The following is a 691-nucleotide window of genomic DNA, read 5'->3' as shown; positions in this document are numbered from 1 at the left end:
GACTGCCGTGGCCTGAGCTAAAAACGCCTCCTGAAAGGGAGCTTGTGGTTAAATCCTTTTCAGAATTTCAAACAAGTGAGGCGATTACCCGAGCGACGGCTGCGGGAAGCCGCGCCCAAAAGACGAAAGCACCATCAGAAGAGGAAGACGCGACATTAGAGGCGCAAGACGAAAATGAAAGCGTCGATATAGATCTTAAATCCCCCCCCAAACAAGAACAAATGATCTCTCCTTATGAAGAGCGCGCCCTCGTTCACGTACAAGCCGCGATGGATCACTTAGTACAACAAGGCTTTCAAAACATTGCAGTTATCGCATTAGGAGAGAGTGCTGAGCTTGCGGTTGACTACTTACAGAGTCGCGAAGCAGAAATAAAAGAGAAAGGCTTTGCTCTTATTTTACTCGAACCAAAATTGCCCGACCGGCTGAACAATCGCTTTGCAGAGGCGCTCGGCAACGATTTCCCAGCACCCGTTCTCGACATCTTCGACTCATCCTCTCGTAATCAAAGTGCCGCAGCAAAAGAACGTAAAGCAAGTGCGCGTGCAGGCAACTTTGCCGAATATCAGCAGTTAAAGCTGACGTCAGTGATCGGCGCCGGATCAGACAAGTTTTTATTAAAGCGAATTGGTGACTGGCTTGAGCGTTACGCGCCTGGCCAAGAAAAAAAATAGGCCTGAAGGAGAGCTTA

General features: G+C 48.9%; 1 protein-coding gene. It reads left to right on the top strand.

Features of this window, described 5'->3' with window-relative positions:
• The coding region (locus A3750_RS07500; protein WP_231871760.1) for a DUF3530 family protein at nucleotides 1-674 on the top strand (674 nt) is incomplete at its 5' end.
• Nucleotides 675-691: the final 17 nt, after the last annotated feature.

The sequence above is a fragment of the Oleiphilus sp. HI0079 genome (assembly GCF_001635105.1).
This window is presented reverse-complemented; position numbering and strand designations above follow the sequence as displayed.